Annotated in this window: 13 protein-coding genes; 4 read left to right on the top strand and 9 right to left on the bottom strand. The window is 69.1% G+C overall.

The window, feature by feature from the left end:
* The 3 genes from HNV26_RS32305 to HNV26_RS32315 all read right to left on the bottom strand — a co-directional run.
* Nucleotides 1-1,018 (bottom strand): molybdopterin-binding domain-containing protein (locus HNV26_RS32305; RefSeq protein ID WP_495525097.1); only part of this gene is annotated, 1,018 nt, incomplete at its 3' end.
* Complete coding sequence (locus tag HNV26_RS32310; RefSeq protein WP_171444788.1) at nucleotides 1,006-1,653, bottom strand: cytochrome c3 family protein; 648 nt, start codon at nucleotides 1,651-1,653, stop codon at nucleotides 1,006-1,008. The genes HNV26_RS32310 and HNV26_RS32305, both read right to left, overlap by 13 nt.
* 147 nt (nucleotides 1,654-1,800) lie before the next feature.
* Entirely contained in the window at nucleotides 1,801-3,081 is a 1,281-nt protein-coding gene (locus tag HNV26_RS32315; RefSeq protein WP_171444789.1) for a dicarboxylate/amino acid:cation symporter, read from the bottom strand.
* A gap of 196 nt (nucleotides 3,082-3,277) precedes the next feature.
* Between HNV26_RS32315 and HNV26_RS32320 the strand changes: the two genes are divergently transcribed.
* Complete coding sequence (locus HNV26_RS32320; protein ID WP_171444790.1) at nucleotides 3,278-4,384, top strand: isopenicillin N synthase family dioxygenase; 1,107 nt, start codon at nucleotides 3,278-3,280, stop codon at nucleotides 4,382-4,384.
* A 63-nt stretch (nucleotides 4,385-4,447) separates the two neighbouring features.
* Here the strand turns inward: HNV26_RS32320 and HNV26_RS32325 are convergent, their stop codons facing one another.
* Nucleotides 4,448-4,630 (bottom strand): hypothetical protein, encoded by a 183-nt coding sequence (locus HNV26_RS32325; protein WP_171444791.1) that lies wholly within the window; start codon nucleotides 4,628-4,630, stop codon nucleotides 4,448-4,450.
* Nucleotides 4,631-4,952: 322 nt separating this feature from the next.
* On the opposite strand from HNV26_RS32325, the gene HNV26_RS32330 reads away from it, so the two are divergent.
* The 3 genes from HNV26_RS32330 to HNV26_RS32340 all read left to right on the top strand — a co-directional run bounded on the left by HNV26_RS32330 (nucleotide 4,953) and on the right by HNV26_RS32340 (nucleotide 12,491).
* Nucleotides 4,953-7,538, top strand: a complete 2,586-nt coding sequence (locus HNV26_RS32330) for a response regulator (RefSeq protein WP_171444792.1) — start codon at nucleotides 4,953-4,955, stop codon at nucleotides 7,536-7,538.
* An 87-nt stretch (nucleotides 7,539-7,625) separates the two neighbouring features.
* Nucleotides 7,626-8,891 (top strand): MFS transporter, encoded by a 1,266-nt coding sequence (locus HNV26_RS32335; protein ID WP_171444793.1) that lies wholly within the window; start codon nucleotides 7,626-7,628, stop codon nucleotides 8,889-8,891.
* Nucleotides 8,892-8,987: 96 nt separating this feature from the next.
* Complete coding sequence (locus tag HNV26_RS32340) at nucleotides 8,988-12,491, top strand: pyruvate carboxylase (protein ID WP_171444794.1); 3,504 nt, start codon at nucleotides 8,988-8,990, stop codon at nucleotides 12,489-12,491.
* A gap of 16 nt (nucleotides 12,492-12,507) precedes the next feature.
* On the opposite strand, the gene HNV26_RS32345 is transcribed toward HNV26_RS32340, so the two are convergent.
* From HNV26_RS32345 to HNV26_RS32365, 5 genes are all read right to left on the bottom strand, one after another.
* Nucleotides 12,508-12,972 carry a Csu type fimbrial protein gene (locus HNV26_RS32345; RefSeq protein WP_216612929.1) on the bottom strand — a complete coding sequence of 155 codons (465 nt, stop codon included), beginning with the start codon at nucleotides 12,970-12,972 and terminating at the stop codon, nucleotides 12,508-12,510.
* The gene (locus HNV26_RS32350) at nucleotides 12,956-15,310 is read right to left on the bottom strand and encodes a fimbria/pilus outer membrane usher protein (protein ID WP_171444796.1); all 2,355 of its coding nucleotides are present in this window, start codon (nucleotides 15,308-15,310) and stop codon (nucleotides 12,956-12,958) included. The genes HNV26_RS32345 and HNV26_RS32350 overlap by 17 nt, the downstream gene beginning before the upstream one ends.
* 10 nt (nucleotides 15,311-15,320) lie before the next feature.
* Nucleotides 15,321-16,088 carry a fimbrial biogenesis chaperone gene (locus HNV26_RS32355; protein ID WP_171444797.1) on the bottom strand — a complete coding sequence of 256 codons (768 nt, stop codon included), beginning with the start codon at nucleotides 16,086-16,088 and terminating at the stop codon, nucleotides 15,321-15,323.
* A 16-nt stretch (nucleotides 16,089-16,104) separates the two neighbouring features.
* Nucleotides 16,105-16,644: a fruiting body development fimbrial-like coat protein PRU gene (gene pru / locus HNV26_RS32360; RefSeq protein ID WP_171444798.1), complete on the bottom strand. Its 540-nt coding sequence runs from the start codon at nucleotides 16,642-16,644 to the stop codon at nucleotides 16,105-16,107.
* 457 nt (nucleotides 16,645-17,101) lie between these two features.
* Nucleotides 17,102-18,880, bottom strand: coding sequence for an N-acetylmuramoyl-L-alanine amidase (locus HNV26_RS32365; RefSeq protein ID WP_171444799.1), 1,779 nt, complete (start codon nucleotides 18,878-18,880; stop codon nucleotides 17,102-17,104).
* Nucleotides 18,881-18,958: the final 78 nt, after the last annotated feature.

Consider the following 18,958-nt stretch of genomic DNA (forward strand, 5'->3'; position numbering starts at 1 on the left):
CCACCCAGCGATGCTCCGCGGGCTCCAGCGCCCCGCGCCCGAGCCCCCTCAACGCATCGCGCCCCAGCAGTCGCCCCAACTCCGCCGCGAGCGCCCGGGCGATCCACGGCACACGAGACGGGCGCGCCCGGAGCCGCTCGTCCGCGAAGGCGCCCGTGAGGCTCAAGCGACTCTCCACCACCCAGAGGCGGTTGAGCGCCGGCGGCATGCGCGCGGAGACGAATTCACGGGGCGAGCGCAGTCCTCCCGTCAGCGTGGACAGGAAGTCGTCATCCAGGACCACCACGGCGCGCGCGGAGCCCCAGTCCGGCATCGCGCGCAGCGGCCGGCCCCACGCCAGGCGAGCGCCCTCGTGCGCGTTCCCCGTCTGCGAGGCGCTGAAGGGCACCACCCGTGCCTTCGGGAAGCGAGCCAGGATCCGCTCGAAGGTTCGGGTCCACAGCGGTGACGCGGTGGGCTCCACCAGCAGGCGAAGTCCCGCCCCTCCGTCCTGGCGCGCGGCGCGACGGCGCACCATCTGGAAGACCTGGGACAGGGAGGTGGGAGCGCCCCGGTGGCGTACGGCCCGGGCACGGTGCGGATCATACAGGCCCAGCAGCGACGCCTGCTCGTGTGCGCCCGCCGCTCCCAGGCTCTCCGGATGGGACGGATTGCCCTGCACCAGCGTGGGCCGCCCCTCCTGGCTGCGCACCAGGACGCCCCGCGCGTAGCCCTCCAACGAAAGCGCCGTGGCGTAGTGGAGCGGGATGCCTGGCGTGACGTCCGGCGGTGGCCGCGAGTACGGCAGGACCTTCTCCGGCGGCGCGCGGAAACAGCCCGTCAGGCCCGCGGCGGCGGTGCCGAACGCGGCCAACTCCAGCAACACGCGCCGGGACAATCCCCGAGGGGGCGCATCGGCATCCACGGGGAACTCACCCGGCGACGGCGCGGGCGCGGCACCCTGCCTCGCCTCCAGGCTGCGCCAGGGCTCGGCTCCCTCCAGGACAGGGAGCGGATATCGGTCCGTCAGCGGTGGCATGTGGAGCACTCGGTCCGGGGCGAGACATCCAAGGCCCGCATCACCCGCAGGCCCACGTCGCGGGCCGGGCCCCGCGGACTCCACGTCATGTCCGCGACGTGCTCCGGAGGCCGCAGGTGCGGCGCCGGGTCGCGGTGGCACTCCAGGCACCAGCCCATGGTGAGCGGCGCGACCTGCTCCACCAGCGGCATCTGGTCCACGCGGCCGTGGCAGCTCACGCACCCCACGCCCTTATGGACGTGGATGGCGTGGTTGAAGAAGACGTACTGCGGGAGCCGGTGGACCCTGTTCCACGGAATGGGCCGGTCCTCGAAGTAGCTCTGGCGCACGGGCGCCAGCAGCGCGCTCTCGTTCCAGATCTGCGCGTGACACCCCATGCACCGGCTGGTGGGTGGGATGCCCGCCGAAGGCCCCCGCCACGCGCCGTCATGGCAGTAGCGGCAGCCAATGCCCTCGTCCCCCGCGTGGTGGCGGTGGTCGAACTGCACCGGCTGCTGCACGGGCTCGAAGGCCCCCGTCCCCAGGGGACTGCGGGCCAGCAGCAGCAACGCCACGGGCGCGGCCACCGGCAGCACGGCCATCAGGCCGAGCACGCCTCGCAGGACTCCATCAGTCGCCGGTGGAAAGAGACCCATACACCGCCCAGGCAGGCACGAGGCCCGCACCTAGCGGAGCGGCGCCTGGGGGCGGTAGCGCGGACCTCGCGGCGTGTCCGCTACTCCAAGCCAGGGAGGACGCCCGTCGGAGAGCGCACACGCGCGTGCCCTCTGGACGGAGGCGGCTCAGTCCGCCTTCACCGCGTCCTCTTCCAGCGCGATGGCGGGGGCCGCACCGTTGTAGACGGCGGCGTCCAGCAGGCCCTCTTCGCGCGCCACCAGCACCGGGACCAGCATCTGGCCCGTGACGTTGGTCATCGTGCGCATCATGTCGAGGATGCGGTCGATGGCGAGCAGGTAGCCCAGCCCCTCCAGCGGCAAGCCCGCGGAGCTGAGCACCACCGTGGCCATGACCACCGCCGTCCCCGGCACGCCCGCGGTACCGAAGCTGCCCAGCACCGACGCCAGCAGGATGATGAAGTACTGCGACGCGGACAGCTCCAGGCTGAAGTACTGCGCGACGAAGAGCGACGCGATGGCCGGGTAGATGGCGCCGCACCCATCCATCTTGATGCTGGCCCCCAGCGGCACGGCGAAGGCCGCGTAGTCCTTGTCGACGCCCAGGTTGTTCGTCACGGCGCGCAGGGCCACCGGCATGGACGCGAAGCTCGACGAGCTCACGAAGGCCACCTGCATGCCGGGCGCGGCGCCCCGGAAGAAGCGCAGCGGATTGAGCCCGTGCGTCAGCAGGAGGCCGCCGTACACGAAGACGATGTGCAGCGCGCACGCCACGTACAGCGCCAGCACGAGCTTGCCCAGCGGCAACAGGCGCTCGAAGCCGTAGGTGCCCACCAGCGCGGCGATGAGGCCGAAGGTGCCCAACGGCGTGAGCTCCAGCACGAAGCGGGTGACCTGAATCATCGCGTCGCTGGCCTCGCGGACCAGCTCGCGCAGCCGGGCCGTCTTCGCGCCGAGCTTCACCAGCGCGAAGCCCAGCAGGCCGGCGAAGAAGATGACCTGGAGGATCTTCCCATTCGCGAGCGCCGCGAACGGGTTGGTGGGCACCACGTCCAGCAGCACCTGGATGGGGCCGGGCACGTCTCGTGGCTTGTAGGTTTCGGTGGCGATGAGCTGGCCCACACCCTCTCCGGGGCGGAGCAGCGCGGCGACGCCTAGGCCCACTCCCACCGCCAGCGCGGCGGTGACGGCGAACCAGAGGAACGTCTTGCCGCCGAGCACCGCCATGCTCTTCTGCCCGTGAAGCGCCGCCACCGCGTTGATGACCGCGAAGAACACCAGCGGAGTGGCGATCATCTTGATGAGGTTGACGTAGAGCGTGCCCAGCGGCTGGAACCAGGGCCCCGCGGGCTCCCCCACGAGCCACCCGGCCACGGCCCCGAGCACGAACGCCCCCAGGACACGCTGCCAGAAGGGAATGCGGAACCAGGCGGAGACGAGCTTCTTCACGGGGGAGACCTCTCGACAGCGGGCGGCGGACGATAACCCCAGGTCCCAGGCCGCGCAGGGGGAAGCGCAGAATTTGCGCCACGGGTGCCCGCGCCGGGGATCCGGGTTTTGCAGCGTCCGACCGGCCCCAGCGGGACGCCACAGAGCAACAGGGCCTCCCATTTATTCCCGAGGAGCGGTACACCTGGGCCCCATCATGGCCGAGACCTCTTCGCTCAACATCCCCACTGTCGACCTCGCCGACCTCGCGTCGGATGACTCCGCTCGCGTCGAGCGCGCCGCCGCGGCGATCCGCGAGGCCTTTGGTGTCTTTGGCCTCGTGTACCTGAAGAACCACGGCGTCGACACCCAGGCGCTGAACCGGTTCTACGACGCGTTCGCGGCGTTCATCGCCCGGCCCGCCGAGGAGAAGAAGCCCTACGGCCGCGCGGACATCTGGTACCAGCGCGGCTGGACGCCTCCGAACACCGAGGTCGCGGTCGCCAGCAACGGCCAGCCGGACTTCAAGGAGTGCTATTTCGTCGCGCCCTACCCCAACGACGCGCAGTCCGCGCTCGAGTTCCCGGAGCTGTACCCGGAGAACGTGTGGCCCCAGAACGCGCCGCCCTACTTCGAGGACGGCATCATGACGCTGGGCCGCTCCCTCCATGAGGCCGGCCTGAAGCTGCTCCGTGGCTCCGCGGTGGCCCTGGGCCTGCCGGAGACGTTGTTCACCGACCTCTGCGACCGGGGCGCCCACGTCACCCGCGCGCTCCAGTACCTGCCGCTCACCGAAGCGCAGGTGAACACGGACATCGTCTGGGGCGAGGAGCACACCGACTTCAACCTGCTCACCCTGCTCCCGGGCGGCCGCTTCCTGGACCCGGACGGCAGCCCCGCGCCCGGCCCCGACAACAAGAGCGGGCTCTACCTCCGCACCCGCGCAACGCCGGATGCGCCCAACGGAGTCAAGGTGCGGGGAACCGCGCCCGCGGGCTGCATCGTGGCGCAGGTGGGCCAGCAACTGGAGATCCTCACGGGTGGCACCTTCCTCGCCACGCCGCATGTCATCACCGCCCCGGGCGTGCCCGGCTGGCAGCGCCAGTCCGCCGCGCACTTCATGCACGTGCACACGAACACGGTGCTCTTCCCGCTGGAGAAGTTCCGCAGCGCGGACGCCGTCCGGAACTACGCGCCGCCCGTGCTCGCGGGGACGTATGACATCAAGACGCTGGTGGACATCGGCCTTGCGCCCGCGAGCGCGCTCGACAAGCTGGGTTACCGGCACTACGACCGGCTGAATCGCCAGCGCGCCGGCGCGTAAGCCTGAAGGTACCGCTTGAGGCCCTGGAGACAACCGGGGCCTCGCGTGAAACACAGCCAGCAATCACAGGCAAACAAAGACAGCCATTGGCTTCATTTGGCTGTCTTTGATTTCTGTTTTCGCAATGACAAGCTTCGTCATTGACGGAGCCCCGTGTCGTCCGCGCATCACCTGCCGGAGGGGGCCAAAAAACACTGAAAAGAACTTCATGTAGGCATTGCCCTCCCGGATGAGGTGCTTTTCCACGCGAGGAGGCAGGCCAGTGGCCCTGAAAAACCACTGATGACGTGTTCATGTAGGCATTGCACGTCCCCTCATGCGCCAGGCTGCGCGCAGGCATGCCAGGCGCGCGGGCGACCTGTCACACGACCCGCGAAAAACTGCCTGAAGGTTCGTTCATGTAGGCATGGCGCATCCCTGCCCCGGGTTCTTGAGACATCCACCCTGAGGCCGTGCGTCGCCGCCATCCCGGTGTGTCGCCTGAGCGACAGAGATACCGTTCCAGTGGCAGAGGCAATGGCGTCCTGGTGGCAGACCAGTCAAGGGTAGCTCGCCCTACCCCCGTACGATGCACCCCACCATCGACTTCAAGACGCTCTTCGACGTCTCACCCAACCCATACATGCTGCTCGACCGCGAGCTGCGCTTCGTCGCCGCCAACCCGGCGTATCTGCGCGTCACGGCCAGCAAGCTGGACGAGCTGCTTGGCCGAAGCGTCTTCGAGGCCTTCCCGGACGACCCCTCGGACCCGAACAGCGCCAATCTCCGGCAGCTCCGGGAGTCCTTCCTGCGCGTGCTGACAAAGCGGGCGCCGGACATCCTGGCCCTGATTCCCTACCGCGTCCCCGAGTTGACGCACCAGGGCGTCGTCCCGACGTACCGGTACTGGAGCGCCACCCACATCCCCCTGCTCGATGCCTCGGGCGAGGTCGCCTACATCCTCCAGCACACCATGGACGTCACGGAGCTCCAGCGGCTGCAGGAGGCCGTCCAGACCGCGAGCGGCTCCACCGGCACCAGCAAGCCCCCACCGTCACAGCTGGAAGCCGGCGTCTTCCAGCGCGCGCTGCAGGTCCAGGAAGCGAACCAAAACCTGGATCAGGAGCGGCGCCACCTCCGTCGGTTGTTCGAGCAGGCACCCGGCTTCATGTGCTTCCTTCGCGGCCAGGGCCATGTCTTCGAGCTGGCGAACACGGCCTACATGCAGCTCGTCGGCCACCGGGACATCCTCGGCAAGCACATCCGGGACGCCCTGCCCGAAGTGGATGGCCAGGGGTACTTCGAACTGCTGGACCGTGTCTTCACCACGGGTGAGGCCTTCGTCGGCCGGGGCATGAAAGTCTCCCTTCAGCGAACCCCCGATGACACGCTGGCGGAGAGCTACGTCGACCTCGTGTATCAGCCCATCATCGAGCCGGACGGGTCCATCTCCGGCATCTTCGTCCAGGGCCACGACATCACGGAGCAGAAGCGCGCGCAGGACGAGCTGCGCCAGTACAAGGACCATCTGGAGGAGCTCGTCCGGGAGCGCACCCGCGCATTGGAGGAGAGCGAGGCCGAGCGGCGTCAGGCAGAGGCCGCCCTCCGGCAGGCCCAGAAGATGGAAGCGGTGGGCAAGCTCACCGGCGGCGTGGCGCACGACTTCAACAACCTGCTCCAGGTCATCAGCGGAAACCTGCAGCTCCTGTTCCGGGATGTGGGCGACAACGCCCAGGCGCAGCGTCGGCTGACGACGGCGGTGGGCGCGGTGGAGCGCGGCGCCCGGCTCGCGTCCCAGCTGCTGGCCTTCGCCCGGCGGCAGCCGCTCAATCCCACGGTCATCAACCTGGGCCGCATGGTCCGTGACATGGACGACCTGCTGCGGCGCGCGCTCGGCGAGGACGTGGCGCTGGAGACCATCATCGGCGGCGGGCTTTGGAACACGTTCGCCGATCCGAACCAGCTCGCAAACGTCATCCTCAACCTGGCCATCAACGCGCGTGACGCCATGGCGGGCGAGGGCAAGCTGACCGTCGAAGCCGGCAACGCCATGCTGGATGACCACTACGCCCAGCTCCACCCGGACGTCGTGCCGGGCCAGCACGTGTTGCTGGCCATCTCCGACACCGGCTGCGGCATGCCGCCCGAGGTGCTGGAGCGCGCCTTCGAGCCGTTCTTCACCACCAAGCCCGAAGGCCGCGGCACGGGCCTGGGGCTCAGCATGGTGTATGGGTTCGTCAAGCAGACGGGCGGCCACGTCAAGATCTACAGCGAGGTCGGCCACGGGACGACCATCAAGATCTACCTCCCCCGTTCGCTCCAGGCGGAGATGCCGCGCGCCGAGGTCATCCCCGAACAGGTCGAAGGCGGCACCGAGACGCTGCTCGTCGTCGAGGACGACGCGGAGGTGCGCGCCACGGCGGTGGAGATACTGACGGAGCTGGGCTACCGCGTGCTCAAGGCCTCTGACGGACAGAGCGCGCTCGCGGTCATCCAGAGCGGCATCCCCATCGACCTGCTCTTCACCGACGTGGTGATGCCCGGCCCGGTCCGCAGCCCCGAACTGGCGCGGCAGGCCAAGGCCCTCTCCCCGGACCTGGAGGTGCTCTTCACGTCCGGCTACACGGAGAACGCCATTGTCCACGGCGGCCGGTTGGATCCGGGGGTCCAACTGCTGAGCAAGCCCTACCGCCGCGAGGACCTGGCGCGGAAGATCCGTCAGCTCCTGGCCGCCCGGCAGCAACGCATCGCCCAGCGCGAGGCCCCCCAGCCGTCACAAGGCGCCACCACGCCGGCCCCCGCTCGCGTGAAGCGGACCGCGCTGCGCATCCTCCTGGTAGAGGACGACGAGGACATCCTCCTGCCCGCCTGCGAGCTGCTGGAGACGATGGGCCACGCCGTGACGGCCGTCACCCGCGCGGAAGAAGCCACGCCCCTCTTGCGCGCACAGGCGTTCGACCTCCTGTTCACCGACGTGAGCCTGCCCGGCAAGTCCGGCATCGAGCTGGCCCACCAGGCCGTCCAGGACGTGCCCGGCCTTCGCGTCATCATCGCGTCCGGCCACGGCACCAACGTGGACACCGGTGACAAGGGGCCGCTCGACGGCGCCGTCCTCTTGCCCAAGCCCTACGGCCTTTCCCAGATCGAGCAGGCGCTCGCCCAAGCCATGGCCTGAAGGTGAATTCAGGTTCATGCAGTGCGTCATGCATGCCCCTGCGCGGGGCGCTTGCTCCTCGCGCGCCAAAGTCCGTTAATCGGGCGTATGAAATTCCTGAGAGAGCTCCGCTCGGTCCTCAACCTGACCGTGCTGGTGGCCGGGCTCGGCTACTTCGTCGACCTCTTCGACATCACGCTGTTCGGCGTGGTGCGTGTCGCATCGCTCAAGGACATCGGCGTCACCGACCCGGCCGACATCCTCCAGAGCGGCCTGCTCATCTACAACGCGCAGATGGTGGGCATGATGGTGGGCGGCCTGCTGTGGGGCGTGCTCGCCGACAAGCGCGGACGCCTGTCGGTGATGTTCGGCTCCATCCTGCTCTACTCCTTCGCGAACCTGGCCAACGCCTTCGCCTGGGACGTCACCAGCTACGCCGTTCTCCGCTTCCTCGGAGGCGTGGGGCTCGCGGGTGAGCTGGGCGCGGCCATTACCCTGGTGGCGGAGTCCCTGCCCAAGGAGAAGCGCGGCCTGGGGACCACCATCGTCGCCACGCTGGGCATGCTCGGCATCGTCGCCGCGGCCTTCCTGGGCCAGCACATGCACTGGAAGACGGCCTACCTCACCGGCGGCTTCATGGGCCTCGCGCTGCTCTTCGCGCGCTTCAAGGTGTCGGAGTCGGAGCTGTTCGCCAAGAAGATGGACCCCGCGCGCGCCAACCCGCTGCTGCTCCTCACCGGCGGCCGGTTCCTCAAGTACATCTGCTGCATCCTCATCGGCGTGCCCATCTACTTCACCACGGGCATCCTCTTCACGTTCGCGCCCGAGCTGACGGCCGGCCTCAACGTCCAGGGCACCGTGACGGCCGGCAACGCCATCCTCTATGGCTCCATCGGCCTGACGCTGGGTGACTTGCTGGCGGGCGTCTTCAGCCAGTGGCTCAAGAGCCGCAAGCGCGCGGTGGCGATGAACCTCACCGCGGGCTTCGTGCTGATGCTCGTCTACGGCCTCACCCCGGGCCTCACCAGCACCATTGTGTACGGGCTGAGCTTCCTGATTGGCATCACCGTGGGCTACTGGGCCGTGCTGGTGACCATGGCCGCCGAGCAGTTCGGCACCAACATCCGCGGCACCGTGGCCACCACCGTCCCCAACTTCGTGCGTGGCTCGGCGGCGCTCGCGGCCAGCGGCTTCGCCTACCTGAAGGGCGAGATGTCGGTGTCCACCGCGGCGCTCATCGTCGGCAGCATCTGCTTCGGCCTGGCGCTGCTGGCCCTCACCCGGCTGGAAGAGACGTTCCACCGGGACCTGGATTACGAGGAGACGGCGACCGGCCCACAGCCGGCCGCCCAGCCCTCGCAGTCCGGCACCTGACGCACGGCGCGGCGCCCACGCGGCGCCGCGCCCTGAATCGGACGTTCGCCCCGGCAGCCGTTGCTCCGGGGCCCACCGGATGCATACAGCGCGCACATGGAACCTGTGTCGCTGCGTCCCATCCAGAAGGTCCTCTGCGCCAACCGCGGTGAGATTGCCATTCGCGTCTTCCGCGCGTGCAACGAGCTGGGCATCCGCACCGTCGCCATCTACAGCGACGAGGACCGCACCCACGAGCACCGCCACAAGGCCGACGAGGCGTACCTCGTGGGCCGGGGCAAGCGGCCCGTGGAGGCGTACCTGGGCATCGACGAAATCCTCGACGTGGCCGTGAAGGCGGGCGTGGATGCCATCCACCCCGGCTACGGCTTCCTGTCGGAGAACGCCGCCTTCGCGGAGGCGTGTGAGCGGCGCGGCATCCGCTTCATCGGCCCGCGCTCGGACGTGGTCCGCACCATGGGCGACAAGGTCGCCGCCAAGCACCTGGCCGACGCGTGCTGCGTCCCGGTGGTTCCTGGCATCACCCTGGAGGGGGACGACGCGCACGCGCTGGAGCAGGCCCGCGCCTTCTTCGCGAAGCATGGTGGCCCCATCCTGGTGAAGGCGGCCCACGGCGGCGGCGGCCGAGGCATGCGCGTGGTGCGCGAGGCGAAGGCGCTGGAGGATGCGCTGGCCTCCGCGCGTTCGGAGGCGAAGAGCGCCTTCGGTTCGTCGTCGGTGTTCCTGGAGCGCTTCCTGGAGCACGTGCGCCACATCGAAGTACAGCTGCTGGGAGATCTGCACGGCAACATCGTCCACCTGCACGAACGGGACTGCTCCGTGCAGCGGCGCCACCAGAAGGTCATTGAGATTGCCCCCGCGCCCAACCTGGCCCCGGCGGTGAAGGCGGCCATCTGCGACGCGGCGGTGCGGCTGGCGAGCAGGGCCGGCTACACCAGCGCTGGCACCGCCGAGTTCCTGGTGGCGGGCGATACCTTCTACTTCATCGAGTGCAATGCCCGCCTCCAGGTGGAGCACACCGTCACCGAGCAGGTGACGGGCGTGGACCTGGTGCAGAGCCAGCTTCGCATCGCGGAGGGCTACCGGCTGGACGCGCCGGAGGTCGGCATCTCCCGGCAGGAGGACGTGGTGCCCCGGGGCTACGCGGTGCAGCTGCGCGTCACCACCGAAGACCCCGCCAACCAGTTCATGCCCGACGCGGGCGTCATCACCGCCTGGCGCGCGGCCACGGGCTTCGGCATCCGGCTGGACGGCTCCAACGGCTACACCAACGCCGTCATCTCCCCCTACTACGACTCCATGCTGGTGAAGGTCATCGCCTACGCGCCCACGTTCCAGGGCGCGGTGATGAAGGGCCAGCGCGCGCTGCGCGAGTTCCGCATCCGCGGCGTGAAGACGAACCTGCCCTTCCTGGAGAACGTGCTCGCCCACCCCGCCTTCCAGCAGGGAGAGACGTACACGCGCTTCATCGACGAGACGCCGGAGCTGTTCCAGTTGGAGCCCCGCAGGGACAGGGCCACCAAGCTGCTCCAGTACCTGGGCGACGTCATCGTCAACGGGCACCCCACCATCAAGAAGGACCAACGGCTCAAGCCCACGCAGTTCCTGGAGCCGCGGCTGCCGGTGACGCCTTCGGGCCCGGTGCCGCGGGGCACCGCGCACATCCTGGCGGAGAAGGGCCCGCGCGGACTGGCGGACTGGGTGCTGGCCCAGAAGCGCGTGCTGCTGACGGACACCACCATGCGGGACGCGCACCAGTCCCTGCTGGCCACGCGCATGCGCACGCGGGACATCCTCCGCGTGGCCCCGGCCACCGCCCACCTGGCCTCCGAGCTGTTCAGCCTGGAGAGCTGGGGCGGCGCCACCTTCGACACCACCTACCGCTTCCTCAATGAGGACCCGTGGGCCCGCCTGCGCGCGCTCAAGGCCGCCGCGCCCAACCTGCTCCAGCAGATGCTCCTGCGCGGGGCCAACGCCGTGGGCTACACCAGCTACCCGGACAACGTGGTGGAGGCCTTCATCGACGAGGCGGCCGAGGCGGGCGTGGACGTGTTCCGCATCTTCGACAGCCTCAATGATCTGGGCAGCATGGAGGTCTCCATCCGCCGCGTGCTGACGACGGGCAAGGTGGCGGAGGTGTCCATCTGCTACACGGGCGACGTCGCCAACCCCAAGCGCACGAAGTACACGCTGGACTACTACGCGGACCTCGCGAAGCGGATTGAAGACTCCGGCGCGCACTTCCTCTGCATCAAGGACATGGCGGGCCTGTTGCGCCCGCGCGCGGCGGCCATGCTGGTGCGGCGCCTGCGCGAGGTGACGCGCCTGCCCATCCACCTGCACATGCACGACACGTCCGGCAATGGCATCGCCAGCTACCTGGAAGCCATCGAGCAGGGCGTGCACGTGGTGGACGTGGCGCTGGGCAGCATGGCGGGGCTGACGAGCCAGCCCAGCCTCAACGCGCTGGTCAGCGCCCTGCGCGGTCACCCCCGTGAGACGGGCCTGGCCAACGCGCGCCTTCAGCCGCTGGCCAACTACTGGGAGGACGTGCGCGAGTACTACGCCCCCTTCGAGGCGGGCCTCAAGAGCACCACCAGCGAGGTGTACTACCACGAGATTCCAGGCGGCCAGTACTCCAACCTCCGGCCGCAGGTGGCGGAGCTGGGCCTGCTGGGCCGGTGGAACGACGTGAAGGACGCCTTCGCGCTCGTGAACGTCCTGGTGGGCGACATCCCGAAGGTGACGCCGTCGTCGAAGATGGTCGGCGACTTCGCCATCTTCCTGCTCAAGAACGACCTCACGGTGCGGGCCTCCACGTTGGCGGAGGCGGCCGCGCTCACGCGCCAGCGGCTGATTGAACAGGCGCCGCGCCTGGACTTCCCCACCAGCGTGGTGGGCTACTTCCGGGGCGAGCTGGGCCAGCCGCCCAACGGCTTCCCCGAGGACCTGCGCGCCGCCGTGCTCAAGGGCCTGCCCCGCGTGGAGGGACGGCCCTCCGCCAGCCTGCCGCCGCTGGACCTGGACGCGCTCCAACGGGAGCTCTCCGCGAAGACAGGACATGCGCTCACTCGCGTGGACGCCATCTCCAGCGCGCTCTATCCGCGCGTCATGGCCGGCTACCTGGAAGACCTGGGGCGCTACGAGGACGTGTCCATCCTCGACACCCCGAACTACTTCTACGGCATGGAGGTGGGACAGGAAGTCTGGGTGGACCTGGAGCCGGGCAAGACGCTGGTCATCAGCCTGTCCGCGGTGGGCGAGCCGGATGAAGAGGGCGTGCGCACCGTCTACTTCGCCCTCAACGGCCACACCCGCACCGTGCATGTGAGGGACCGCAGCCGCGCCGCCACCGTGGAGGCGCGGCGTCAGGCGGACCGCGCCAATCCCAGCCACGTCGCGGCGAGCATGCCGGGCACCGTCATCGCCCTGCATGCCAGGCCGGGAGACACCGTGGAGGCGGGCGCGCCCCTCGTCACCCTGGAGGCGATGAAGATGGAGACGGTGGTGCGGGCCCCGCGCGCCGGCACCGTGGCGGAGGTCGTCCCGGCGCTCAAGGCCACCGTCCAGGGCGGGGACCTGCTGGCGGTGCTCCAGTGACGGAGGGCTCGGCCCCTCAGAAGGTCACCGTCATCACCACGGTGTCCGCGTAGGCCCCCACGGGGATGGCCTGCCCGGCCGGAATGCGCCCGTAGATGGGCACCGTCACATCCACGCCGAACAAGGGGACGACGGGCCCGTAGCGCCCCGTGCCCGACGTGCCGTTGCCCCAGACGATGAGGCGCGTCGCGTCCACGTAGAGGTTGTATTCCAAGCGGTGAGCGCCCGGCCCCGCCATGCTGCGCGCCAGGGGGTTGCCGGAGCTGCCGGCGCTGAAGTCGATGGTGATTGGGGTGAGCTGCCCTTCACACCGGTAGGTGATGCTCCCGGCGGAGTCCCGGGGCAGCAGGTCGGTGGTGAGGTAGGTACCGAAGCTCACCCCCATCGTGCTGCGTATCTGGCAGACGGCCCCCGCCAGCCCTGGCAGCAACCCGCATACGCCCGCCACCGCGAACGCGGCCGCCCTATTTCGCCTCGTCATGGACACACCTCACGGTTCCCAGGTCAATGACCTTGCCCTCCAGGGATGGAACTTCCAGCGAGGTCGCGCAACGGCCCTTGGGGTAGACGACTGTCGCCGGCAGACGCCCTTCAGGCAGGCCCACCAGTTCGAACTCACCATTCCACCCGATGGGTGAACTCCACTTCTCTCCGTCCTTTTCGACGCGAAGCTCACCGTAGGACAGCCAGCGCGTGTCCTCCGCCGAGTCGATGGTCACCTTGCCCCGGTAGGCGCGAATCGTCTGCGTCTTGAAGTCCAGCACCACGCCGCCTCGCTGGTACGTGGCCACCACCTGCTCCGTGGAGGGGATGTAGACGTCCAGCGGCACCTGGTGCTCCGCCAGGGAGAGCCGGTTGGCGTTGTAGGCCTGGAGCCGCGTCACCACCAGCTCGCCGCTGGAGTCCGTGCGCCCGATCTCGTGGTTGTTGAGCCGCACGCCCACGCCTTTCACGCCCTTCACGCGAACCAGCGCGTAGCCCTGGTCCACCGCGCGCGTGGGACGCACGCGTCCGCCAATCAGCACCAGGCCGCCGGCGACCTCGGCCATGCCCGCCATCCGTCCTTCGGACCACTCCGCGCCCGCGCTGACGCGGCCCACGTTGGAGTCGAAGTCGGCGCGCGCCATGGCCTGATCCACCGCCCCCACCCGGCCCTGCACCTGGTAGCCCAGGCCGCCCTCCATGGGCACCGAGCGCGCGATGTCCACCGACGTGGTGCCCTCCCCGCGCAGCGCCTGGGTGTGCCCCACGGTGCCCGTGGTGCGGGAATCGAAGATGGCGTTCAGGTACACCATCCCCTCGATGGCGGAGCCGCCTCGTTCGGAGTTGCCGCGGCTGGCGGAGAAGGACAACGTCGACCAGTCGGTCAGCCGCGCGGAGGTGGTGGCGCCCAGCCACGTCGTCCACCCGTCCCGCTGGTAGCGTGACAGCATCGCCTGCCCGCCCACGCTGACATTCTCCCCCAGCGCCAGGAACAGCGAGCCGCCCGTCTCCAAGGTGGGGTGGTCGTCATCCAGCTTGAGGCTGGTGTGCGTGTAGGACGCGTTCATGCCCCGGCCGAAGACGGAGCCACCCACCCAGCGGCGCTGGAGCGCGTACACGATGCCCGCCGCCAACCCCGTTCGCCGCTCGCTGCGGCTGATGGCCTGTGACAGCTCCAATTCGCCGAAAGGCAACTGGATGAGCTGCATGGCGCCGGTGCTGACGACGTCGGGCGACAGCTCCAGCCGCACGCCCGGCGTCAGCCACGAGGTGAGGCCCATGCGGAAGTTGCCCAGGAGCATGGGGCGGCCAAAGGCGAAGTTGTAGAGATTGACGGACTCCCGCTCGATGCCCGCGGACAGCCGGTAGTCGACCACGCCCGGAGAGAGCTGCTGCCCGCTGAGATAGTAGGACGCGTTCACCTCGCTCGCCCGGCCGAACGCGTCCCGAATGACGTAGCGCGTGTTGCCCTCGCCCCGGGGCACCGTGAGGTTCTCCAGCCGGAAGGGACCAGGCGGGAGCTCGGTGCGCTTCACCAGGTGGTTGTTGACGTAGACCTCCAACGTGGACGGCGTGGTGACGTCGCCCGCGTAGTCCTGCATCGGGTTGCGCACGAAGTACGGATTCAGCTCGAAGGTGCGCATGAGGTGGAAGCCGGCCACCACCGCGCCTCCGCCCAGCACGCCGCCAAATCCCGTGGACTCCCCCGCAATGGCCCGCACCATGTGCTTGGGGAAGTCCAACGACAGCTGCGTGAGCCCCCGCAGGGGCACGGAGCCGGGCCGCCATCGCGCCTGCGTCGTCAACAGGCCCCGCCCCACCGACGCGCCGGCCTCTCCAAAGAAGGTCAGCGAGGTGTTGCGGGCGTGGGCCGCGTAGTTGATGAAGCCGCTGGGACTGCCGCGGACGGAGTAGTCCGATGGCGCCTGCGGCCCGAGGTTGATGCGCGTCTGACCGAAGACGGACGCGGGCAGCTCGCACGTCAGGCTGACGGTCCGCTCGTTCAGGGTGCAGCGCCCTTCGGGCTCCAGGGACCGCGCGGAGATGTATGTCTTTCCTTCGATGACTTCCTGGCGGCCCTCGAGCGCCACCAGGTCCACGCCGAGGGCCTCGAGCGTGGCCGCGGGGAGCAGCACGTCGCTACCGCGCAGCATGGGGAAGGTGGCGCCGCGGGGGACACCGTTCAGGGTGAAGTCCGCGACGATGGGCATCGGCGGCGCGGAGGGGCTGTCGGCCACGGGGCCTTGCGCGGCCACCGGCAAGGCCCCCAACGACAAGGATAACGCCAGCACCGTGCGCGAGGGCACGCGGGCTGCTGCAAGCCGGGAGGGGGCCATGGCGCGTCGGTCAGCGAGCGCAGGGAGCGGGAGAATCCACGGGGGAGGTCTGACGGAGCACGCCCTGGTCGGTCTCCATCTCCACTTCCACCGTGCGGACCTTGCGGCAGGCCTTGCCAGCAATCTCCATGGCATACACCTGCGCGTCGCCCGCCAGGACGTACCAGCCGGGCTCCTCTTTTTCGACCAGCCGCTTGCCCTTGGCGTCGAGCCCCCGGACCCGGAGGTTCCGGATGAAGAAGTTCACCGTGCCCGGGTTCTGCACCCGGACGTGGAACTTCGACTCGCGCAGCACGGCTTCCGCGATCTGGCCGTGGACGGTCTTCTTCTTGGGTGCGACAAAGACAGGCACTGAGACTCGGGTGAGGACATTCAACCCCGTTGACTGGGTGGACGGTTGCAGCGGGGGAAGCTCCTCCACGACGATTCTGAAGGAGCGTTCGGTATCCTGTGGAGCCGAGGAGCTCCCCACCCGGATGGGGCGGGACTCCCCGGGCTCCAACGTCAACATGGACGGGAAGAAGAACAAATCCTGAGTCGGCGCGAGCGACATGCGCCCTTCTTCGTCCTGAACCCAGGAATAGACAGAGGCTTGGAAGCGTGTGGTTTCGTTGCTCTTGTTCCTCACGTTCATCACCACGCCACGGGCGCTTGAATCCAATTCAAGCCGAACCGGACTGACATCGAGCTCAGCAGCGCTCGCGGTCCCCATGGCAAGCCATTCCAAGGCAGCCGAACACATCAGGCCGCCAGTCCAAGACAGAAGACGGTTACGCATGTGTTATCGCCCCGAATCAGAAGGTGATGGTGGCGACGACGGTGTCGTTGTACGTGCCGGAGGGGACGTTCTGGCCGCGCGGAACCGTGCCGTAGACCAGCACGGGGACGGGCAGGCCCGTGCCCAGGAACGGGAGGCCCGTGCCAGCGGTGTTACCCCACACGATGAGGCGGGTGACGTCCTGGTACAGGCTGTACGCCAGGTAGTCCGGCGACGCCGTGTTGCGCATCTGGCGCAGCGGGGCCGCGTCCGTCGAGCCCGCGGCCGGGTGCAGACCCTGGCCCAGGGTGATGACCGCGGTGCTGAGCAGGGTGCACTGCACGCTCAGCGCGCCCGTGCCGAACAGGTCGACGCCCAGCGCGGAGTTGACGACGATGGGGTCGTACGTGCCGAAGTTCAGCGTGCCGCCGCCGCCGCCGGAGCCAATGGCGCAGGAGCCACCGACGTTGGCGGTGACGTTCAGGTTGGCGGTGGCGGTGGCGGCCTCAGCGGGCGAGAAGGCGACGAGGGACGCGGCAGCGGTGACAGCGGCAACGGCAGTCTTGATTGCGTTCATTTGAGTTGCGTGCTCCATCGAGCGGCCGGTTGATTCCGGCTGCGTCAGGGCATTGCAACCCGCTCGCCTACCGCTGAGCGGTCCGGCGGACCCCTCCCTTCAGCGCATGTCGCACCAACGCCTCGCGTGCGTTTCCAGGCAATACGTGAAAGTGTTTTCTTGTTTGTTTTTACGGCGAAACGCACACATGTCCCTGGAGGGAGCCCTTCAGGGAGGGACGGACAGGCTTCGCGGCCCGCGCCAGGTCCTTGGCATGTGGCATCGTGTGACAGGATGTGCCCAGGGGGCGTAAGCTCATTGCCCACGGTGGGCAAGACTCTACCCACCGCTGGAACGAGAAGCGCGAGGGTGTCCGGCGGCGTCTACCCGGTGACACGCGCGCTCCTCAGCCGAACGGAACTGAACTGCCCAGTACGTCCGTCCTTGCTACCCACTTCTGGCGGAGCGCCGGCCGCGCTCAGTCCACCTTCGCCACGCGGCGGCGGTCTCCGAGGAACTCCTCCACGCCATGGGCAATCGCCTTGGCGACCTCGGTCTGGTAGGCATTGGACTTGAGACGTGCCTCTTCGTCTGGATTCGAGAGGAACGATGTCTCCACCAGGATGGCCGGCATCTTCACGCCCAACAACACATAGAAGAGCGCTTCCTTGTGGCCCAGGTCACGGATGCCCTTGTACTTGCGGGAGAGCCCCCCCACGAGGCTGCGCTGCACCTGGCTGGCGAGCCGCGAGGACTCCTCGGTGTTCGCCTTCGTGGCCAGGTCGGCCAGGATGAACTGGAGGTCGCTGATGCCCTTCTCCGAGGACGCGTTCTCCCGTGCGGCCAGGCGGATGGAGTAGCGGTCCGCCGACGTGTTGAGGGTGTACGTCTCGATGCCACGCAGCGTGCGCTTCTCCGCGGCGTTGCAGTGGACGGAGATGAACAGGTCCCCGTGCTCGGCGTTGGCGTACTTGGCGCGGTCCTCCAGGCGGATGAACCGGTCATCGTCGCGGGTGAGCACCACCTCCAGGCCCTTCTCGCGCAGCTCCTCCGCCAGCTTGAGGGAGATGGACAGCGCCACGTCCTTCTCGCGCGTCCCCCCCTTGCCGATGGCGCCCGTGTCGTGACCGCCGTGGCCGGGGTCGATGACCACGCGCCGCACCTTCAGGCCGAGCTGCTCCGCCAGCGTCAGCTCCATGCTGCGCGACTGCCGGGCCACGGCCTTCAGCCGGGCCTGCGCCACCTTGTCGTCCACCGGGCGGGTGATGGGACGCGGGGGCTCCGCGGCAGCGGCGGGCTTCGAGGCAATGGCCGCGGCGACGGCCGCATCCAGGCTGCCTTCGCGCGCGTCCGCCTTCACGGGCGCGCTCGGCTCCTTCTGGGGAATCCTGGGCGACGGCTCGCGCGCCATCTTCTCGATGGCGGCCACCAGGCTGGACGAAGGCCGCTCCGCGGGCCCCGACGCCTCCACGTCCGGCACCGCCTGCGCGTCCTTGGACGCGTCGGTCGAGGCGACGGCCTTGGAGGTATCGCCCGGGGCGGAGCCCTGCCCAGCCGCGGGCGTCTCCGCCGAAGCGACGGCCTTGCTCGGCGCGGAGCCCTTGGCGGAGGCATCCTCTGACGCGGAGCTCTTGCCGGAGTCGGCCACGGCGGCCGCCTTGCCAGCGGTGCTCGGCTTGCCCGACGCGGAGGAATCACTCTTCGCCACGGCAGGCGCGGCCTTGCGCGGGGGCGGCGGCGGGGCCTTGGGCGAAGGCAGCGAGGCCAGCAGCTCCCGCATCTCCCGAGCCCGGTCACCCTTGCCGTTGACGGCCAGCGTCTCCGTCAGGACCTTGCGCGCGGACTCCGGCTGGTCCAGCCGGTGGACGTGAATCTTCGCGAGCGCCAGCGCACCGTCATCCGACAGCCGGTGCTTCGGGTAGCCCTCCAGCAGCTTGGTGTAGTCGGCGATGGCCGCCTTCAGGTCTTCTTCCACGAAGGAGATGCGGCTCAGCTCCTGGAGCATCTCCGCCGCCGTGAACAGGGCATCCGGCGCGCGGTCCGACTTCGGGAAGCGCGCGGCCACGGACTCGAAGCGCGCCACCACGTTCAGCCAGTGATGGCGCAGCTTGCGCCGGGCCGCGTCGTCCTTCAGCGCGTAGTAGACCTTGCGAGCCCCCTGATAGGCCTCCTCGGCCGCATCTCGCTTGGCGGCCCCCACCGCGCTCGGGGCGAGCAACAGCAGCACGGGCAGCACGATGACGAGGCGCGAGTGCATGGGGTTCCTCCGGGTGGGCGCGAGCTACAGGTGTGTCACACAGCCCCACCCCCCCGGCAAATTTTCGGCCCCCACCAT

Origin of the sequence: Myxococcus xanthus (assembly GCF_013116825.1) — a bacterium.
GTDB classification, from domain to species: domain Bacteria; phylum Myxococcota; class Myxococcia; order Myxococcales; family Myxococcaceae; genus Myxococcus; species Myxococcus xanthus_B.

Excerpts from the sequence above, each read along its gene's own strand:
- HNV26_RS32310 (WP_171444788.1), bottom strand. The coding sequence starts at position 1,653 with ATGGGTCTCTTTCCACCGGCGACTGATGGAGTCCTGCGAGGCGTGCTC.
- HNV26_RS32320 (WP_171444790.1), top strand. The coding sequence starts at position 3,278 with ATGGCCGAGACCTCTTCGCTCAACATCCCCACTGTCGACCTCGCCGAC.
- HNV26_RS32330 (WP_171444792.1), top strand. The coding sequence starts at position 4,953 with ATGCACCCCACCATCGACTTCAAGACGCTCTTCGACGTCTCACCCAAC.
- HNV26_RS32335 (WP_171444793.1), top strand. The coding sequence starts at position 7,626 with ATGAAATTCCTGAGAGAGCTCCGCTCGGTCCTCAACCTGACCGTGCTG.
- HNV26_RS32340 (WP_171444794.1), top strand. The coding sequence starts at position 8,988 with ATGGAACCTGTGTCGCTGCGTCCCATCCAGAAGGTCCTCTGCGCCAAC.
- HNV26_RS32345 (WP_216612929.1), bottom strand. The coding sequence starts at position 12,972 with ATGACGAGGCGAAATAGGGCGGCCGCGTTCGCGGTGGCGGGCGTATGC.
- HNV26_RS32350 (WP_171444796.1), bottom strand. The coding sequence starts at position 15,310 with ATGGCCCCCTCCCGGCTTGCAGCAGCCCGCGTGCCCTCGCGCACGGTG.
- HNV26_RS32355 (WP_171444797.1), bottom strand. The coding sequence starts at position 16,088 with ATGCGTAACCGTCTTCTGTCTTGGACTGGCGGCCTGATGTGTTCGGCT.
- pru (WP_171444798.1), bottom strand. The coding sequence starts at position 16,644 with ATGAACGCAATCAAGACTGCCGTTGCCGCTGTCACCGCTGCCGCGTCC.
- HNV26_RS32365 (WP_171444799.1), bottom strand. The coding sequence starts at position 18,880 with ATGCACTCGCGCCTCGTCATCGTGCTGCCCGTGCTGCTGTTGCTCGCC.